The organism is Corynebacterium sp. ACRPS, assembly GCF_022346005.1.
In the GTDB taxonomy this organism is placed as follows: domain Bacteria; phylum Actinomycetota; class Actinomycetes; order Mycobacteriales; family Mycobacteriaceae; genus Corynebacterium.
On the sequence record NZ_JAKRMY010000031.1, the window covers coordinates 1 to 5,847 of the forward strand.

Consider the following 5,847-nt stretch of genomic DNA (forward strand, 5'->3'; position numbering starts at 1 on the left):
GTCTTGCTACAACGTGTGCTACGCATTACTTCACCTGAATACCCTTTCTGAGCTGGTCTGATACATGCTACAGAGGTGCCGGGGTAACACTAACCGGCACCTATCTGCTGCCGCGGCGGCATTCGCCGCCTTGCCACTGAGAAATCGTTCTTAATGCGCTGTTTCTAGGTAGTGGCCGGCGCCCTATCGGGCGCTTTCTGGGGTCTTCTTTCGCGGCGCCGCGTCCTGCGCCGGCTTCCTCCCGCTGGGAGCCTCCGGCTCCGGACGCTCTGCCGCTACAGAATCTCCCAGAGTCTCCTATTTCGGGCCGTAGACCTGCACCATCCGCATCGGATGGCACTCGTCATCGACGACGAACTGTCCTGGCGTGGCCCGTAGAGGGTCGGGTTCCCCTTCTCCTGGGCGCACACCCAGCACGAGCTGGGAATCTTCTGGACGCGTTACGCGGCCGACCATTTTCACGCCGCACAAATCCCTGATACCTGTTGGGATGACATCGGCCGTCATGCGCTGCGTCGCTAGGACGACGAGCACACCAGCGCTTCTACCTCTCTGGACGAGATCACGCACAAGGGCCTCGCGTTCTGCTGCAGCGGTCTTGTCCTGCTTTGACGTTGATGCTGGTGAGAACCATGCTTGGGCCTCATCGAGCACCAGGAGAAGAAGCTTCGGGCGGTCTTTGGTATCGACCTTCCAGTAATCGATGCCTTTTTCGAGACGCTTTTTCATGGTCTCTTGGAGGAATTCAACTTTTTCCAGAATCTTTTCTGGATCGTCGCGTTTACCGTCGAAGGTGACCACCTCAGAGCGAGTCATAAGCGCCATTATCAACTGATTTAGGAAAACTGACTTCCCGCTTCCGGGCTTACCAGCCAAAATGAAGCCAGATTTTTCTTTCAGTGCGATGCGGGCTTGCTCTCCTGTTTGTGTATCTACGCCGATGAGAATCTCACCCGTGGTCGCGGAAAAGCGAGCTCTGCCTGGGAGATATCCCGGTGTCTTTACAGCGTCCCTGATAGATACGCATCCGTCTTTTACGGATAGTCTTATCGGGGTTCTTAGGTGCTGAGCCAGCTCTGCCTCTAGACCCCGCCGCTGCCATTTTTCAGACTCTCCTGGAGCTATGACGATTTTCCCATCGCGAGATACACGATTGATGGTCAGCCCGAAGCGCTCGCTGATTTTCTCTCGACACGTATGCGTACGATACGCAGCCTTGGAGCGAAACCACCACCTTTTCTGCAGCTCAGAGAAAAGAAGGTAGCATCCAGCTGCTGTCACCGCCAGGAAGATTATCCACGGCAGGGCCCTGAGAAGAGCAGCGTCTGCGCTGTCAGCCGCTGTGCGTAGCTGCTCCAGCTCGTCATTTCTATTAGAGGAGCTCATGCGCGGCCTCCTCCACGCGGTCTACGCCTGTGGCCTGCAGGAATACCAACCCATCTACTGCGCCAGCCATGAGCCCCTGGAAGGATACGAGATCATCATCTCCGATGCTTGGTCGTTCCGGGGCCCATACGGTGACGCGGGATGCCTTCACTTCGCGTTCTACGGCTCCATCGCTTCCTGTGCGCTCGCTCATAACGAGGCTGACCTCAATTGGCCATGCTAGGCAGCCTGGGAAAAATCGGTTGGTCTGTGGGCGTCCGTCTCGCTCCCGTGGGGAATCCGGGGCGGTCCGCACGCGCACGCCAGCTGTTAGCTGACCAACTGGAGTGAGGTAAGGTGGAGTTATGGGCATAGCAATGTCCTTTCTTCCCCACGTCAGTGGGGGTGTCAGTCCCTCCCGGTCGATGCTTGCAGGCTGATCCGGGAGGGCATTTTTCGTTTACACTCTCGACCCTACGCAGATTTCAGACCTTCCCGCAAGAAGCGGTGTTGACACAATTCCACGTGGATGGTATGGCACGCCATACCGCGTGACGTATGGGTTTACGCATTCCATGCCTGTACAAATACCCATTTGCCAGCACGTATGTAGCTAGAGCCGGTGGATACTGCATTCCCTTAGGGGTGGATTCACCCTCAACGGGCATGATTGCTGTTGCTATGTAGTGACCTAGTATGGGGGTGGAGTGAACGTGGCTATAGGGGTATTTGGAAGCGTATCTCTACCACTTCCCAGAAACATACCTGCGCTGATTGCTCTGACTGCAGATGACTCTTGTCCGATAACGGGTATTATGTTCGCTTTCGCTATTTCCCCAGCATGCAGCCACACACCACGCCCTATATCCCCACACACCCCGCCGCACCACCTGGTGCACCACCACAGCGCACCACATGCAACAGCGTGGTGCGCTTAGTGCACGGCACTACACCACTACCATTGCACACATGGACGATCACCTCGACCAGCTACTTACCATCGCCGAAGCAGCCAAGCTCACCGGCGTCGCCAAATCCACCATCACTCGCGCCAGAACCCGCGGAGAATTCCCCCGAGCCCAGCAAAAACAAGACACCTGGTACATCCCCATCGGCGACCTCATCAACAGCGGACGACTGGATACCATCACACACAAAACCCCCGAAGAACCCACCAGTGCAACCAGTACACAAGACCACCAAAATCTAGTGCACGCACTAGAACTAGAAAAACAACGCGCACACTACGCCGAACAACAACTGCACCAGGCCCAACAACTCATCCAAGCCAAACAGGACACCATCGACGCCCTCAAAACAACTATCCACGCACTAGAAAACACCCCACAAAAACAACTCACCACCACCCAAGAAATCCCCCACTCCGAACCCGAAACCAAGCCCACGAACCCCCCAACAGAAAGACACAACCCCCTACAGCGCCTCAGCCAATGGTTACGAAGCGGTTAAGGATAAACCTTGAGGTGAGCTATCAAATTAATAGTACGCTTATGAGTATGGAAACAAATCCTGAAAAGATAGTTGATAATCTCTTGAAAGACATGAAAGAAGTTCATGACTGGATTTGCATAGCCGATGCAACTGCAGCCAATGGGAAAAATTCATTCCATGCTACTTACGAAGACGTCGTAACTATTCTTGAGGCCGTCAAAGAGTATCCTTCAGTGACTATCGGGAAACTCGCAGGTCGTTTTATAGATCTCCCCGATAACTGGAGCCCCTCCGATGTAGCGGAGGCCATCTTTTCGTCAGCAGATCCCATAGGAGCGATGATGGATTTCTGGTTGCGCTCTACAGAAGATGTCTATAGCTAGAAATATTGCTCCTGCATAAGAGCTAAGCCTATCTGTTGCCGACTATAAGCTGGCATGACATGCTAATCAACGAGGAGCGCGTAAGAAACAATGTTTAAGCCAAGTCTCAGGAATACCCCGTCTTTACCAGTATGTGCTGCCATTATCAGCGCCTTATTGCTAGTACCCCCAGTAGAACTTCCCGCTGCACATGCCCAGGAATACAGGGAATGTCCAGGAAATAACTATCCCACTCGATATGATGACTTTGATGAACTCCGCAGCTATCTAGACAGTTTCTACCGAAGAAAAGGACGTGTGTGGTCTGTTCCAAATGATGAAGCAGTATGGAGACTGTGGTGCGGAGCAACAAACGGTGAAGCTATTTTGAACGGAAACTCCGCTATCCCCTCCAGAAGGACTCTTTCAGATGGAGCAACTATGAACTTCCGTACGGAAAGTACGTCTGGTGGGTATGTGATTGACATAAATACCGGTAGGCACACCAAGCTGTTTAAAGTACACGTACAGTAAGGGATTTTTAAGTGAAATTGTCTTCTAGAAAAAAGCTAGTACCTCTTCTGGCAGCGCTATTTCTTTTGTTCCCTGTTCCATTTGCACAGGCAGATGAAACTGATACCGATCCTGAGACGTTGTCCCCGGGAGACGAGACTATCCTGTCTTCCGGACAAACTTTTTCTTCAAGAAACCCTCTCGAAATCTCTTCTCTTTCTTCAGACGATAATTTTCGAGTAAAAACGTCGGATCTGACAACTTATAGTGCAGATGAAAATCTTGCACCCATGTGCGTCAGCGTACATAAGGGTTTTTATTCTATCCAAGTAGAAAATAATTGTGGCCATGATCTGCGAATAAAAGTGATAATGGCTTTCGACAGGGATTCTGAATGCAATGATGTTAAAGCCGGAGAAAAGAAGGGGGTAAAATTGCGCTACAATCCCTTTGGAGGCATAGACAGAGTAATTTTGTGCTAATCACGCACAGGCACGTGGTGTGCTAGATGGTTGGAAAAATAATTTTATAGTTCTTTTCACTTCGAACATTCCAGCATCAGAAATATGAAATTTTAAATTCAATCTGTGCGGCCGAGCACATATTTTTAAAGTAACATTCGGCGTGGCATATGAAAAACCCTAGCTCTGATGAGCTAGGGTTTTTCGTGCTGTAACAATTCAATAGTCAGTCTACTTGCACATCGTGTGTGTGTCTAGTTAGACGCGCGGAGAGATTCACAAATCCGCGTGGGATGGTTTCCCGAATCAATAGAAGTTCCTCGCTTTTTACCGGGCAGAGAGTACAGGGTTAGAGCCTGGCTTCTTTTCGCGCGTGCGTATCCGCCAGGTGCTCCCCAAGACCGTGAGGCTTGGGTGAAAAGGCCCGCCGAGCCTGGGACTACGGTCGTTAAGCAATATAGCTGAGCTTAGCCAAGAGATACGCACACATGCCGCCGGGGCTACAGAGGTAATGACTGTAGCCACGTATAAGCGACCGACGTCCTGACCGACGGAAGAGTCGAAGAGTCTAATTTTCCTTGTATACGTGCCTTTTTATCGCTGTTTTCAGCGACAAGAGGCACGGCGCTCCCTCTGAGCCCTCCCTCAGGAAGGGGCTCAAGACGTTACCTAGACAGTTACGGTGGGTTCGTTGAATCTGCTTAGGTGGTCGATGGCGTCGTGAGCGCCGCTAGCGTCTACATACATAATCGTATTGATGCGTCGAGCGAGGGCTTGTCGCCGAGATACTGAGGCCCACGAGTAGAAGGAACAGGGCGCTTCGTTAGAGACGAGCACTACTTGGTTGTAGGCGGCGACGCGGTCAGCGTAGCGGGCGGGGAGCATCATAGGCCAGATATCCAGGACATTGAGGAGAGTGCTAAGCCGCATTTCGCCGTCGAATTCGTCGAGGACTAGTACTTCTTCTCCGGAGTATGCATCGAAAGGGTTCTGGTAGTCGGTCACTCGATAATAGCTTGTGCCTCCCATCTCTACAGCGAGACTGGTTTTCCCTGTTCCGGGTGGCCCGTAGAGCCAGATGACCTCCATTTTACGGGGCTTAGTGTGGCGGGAGCGGTCTCGCGCAGCGACGAGTTTTTCTACCATTGCGGTCATGCGATTGGATTCGGGGACTTGAAGGAAGACTTCGTCGGCAGAAAGCCCTTTTTCAAGGATTGCTTCGCGGACTATCTCAACATCTTTGCGGCGCCCCGTCTCGTCACAGTGACGAATTGTCCCGTGCTCTAACCTTGGTTCATCAATGATGCGGGTTTCTTTTTTGGTGACATAGTTAATGGCCTGTTGTATTGGACCACTGCGAGGCTCCAAATGAGCGCTTGGGAGTCTTCTTTTGAGCGTGGAAAACCTAATAGGGGATTGTCCGCCGTCGATAATTAGCTGCCAGTGGCGGTATCCGTCTTCTTCGCCTTCTTCGAGCTGTCCTAGGTAGTTGTATGAGGCTAGTGCTTCTTCTATCTCCTTTCGAGTCATCTTCTCTGCCGATACTGTGGCCATCCATGACCGTGACTGCGTAGTCTTGCTACAACGTGTGCTACGCATTACTTCACCTGAATACCCTTTCTGAGCTGGTCTGATACATGCTACAGAGGTGCCGGGGTAACACTAACCGGCACCTATCTGCTGCCGCGGCGGCA

At 52.0% G+C, this 5,847-nt stretch carries 6 protein-coding genes; 3 read left to right on the forward strand and 3 right to left on the reverse strand.

Annotated features, from left to right (window positions below; genetic code table 11):
- Positions 1-297: 297 nt before the first annotated feature.
- Together MHX65_RS11325 and MHX65_RS11330 are read right to left on the reverse strand one after the other, a co-directional pair.
- Positions 298-1,386: an FtsK/SpoIIIE domain-containing protein gene (locus MHX65_RS11325; protein ID WP_239270156.1), complete on the reverse strand. Its 1,089-nt coding sequence runs from the start codon at positions 1,384-1,386 to the stop codon at positions 298-300.
- Positions 1,373-1,579, reverse strand: coding sequence for a hypothetical protein (locus MHX65_RS11330; protein ID WP_239270157.1), 207 nt, complete (start codon positions 1,577-1,579; stop codon positions 1,373-1,375). The genes MHX65_RS11325 and MHX65_RS11330 overlap by 14 nt, the downstream gene beginning before the upstream one ends.
- Positions 1,580-2,334: 755 nt before the next feature.
- Here MHX65_RS11330 and MHX65_RS11335 point away from each other — a divergent pair.
- The 3 genes from MHX65_RS11335 (at position 2,335) to MHX65_RS11345 (ending at position 4,174) form a co-directional block, all read left to right on the forward strand.
- Complete coding sequence (locus tag MHX65_RS11335; RefSeq protein WP_239270158.1) at positions 2,335-2,835, forward strand: helix-turn-helix transcriptional regulator; 501 nt, start codon at positions 2,335-2,337, stop codon at positions 2,833-2,835.
- 14 nt (positions 2,836-2,849) lie between these two features.
- On the forward strand, positions 2,850-3,200 hold the full coding sequence (locus MHX65_RS11340) for a hypothetical protein (protein ID WP_239270159.1): 351 nt from the start codon (positions 2,850-2,852) through the stop codon (positions 3,198-3,200).
- Between the two features lie 524 nt (positions 3,201-3,724).
- Complete coding sequence (locus tag MHX65_RS11345; protein WP_239270160.1) at positions 3,725-4,174, forward strand: hypothetical protein; 450 nt, start codon at positions 3,725-3,727, stop codon at positions 4,172-4,174.
- A gap of 648 nt (positions 4,175-4,822) precedes the next feature.
- Here the strand turns inward: MHX65_RS11345 and MHX65_RS11350 are convergent.
- The gene (locus tag MHX65_RS11350; protein ID WP_239270161.1) at positions 4,823-5,683 is read right to left on the reverse strand and encodes an RNA helicase domain-containing protein; all 861 of its coding nucleotides are present in this window, start codon (positions 5,681-5,683) and stop codon (positions 4,823-4,825) included.
- Between the last annotated feature and the right edge of the window lie 164 nt (positions 5,684-5,847).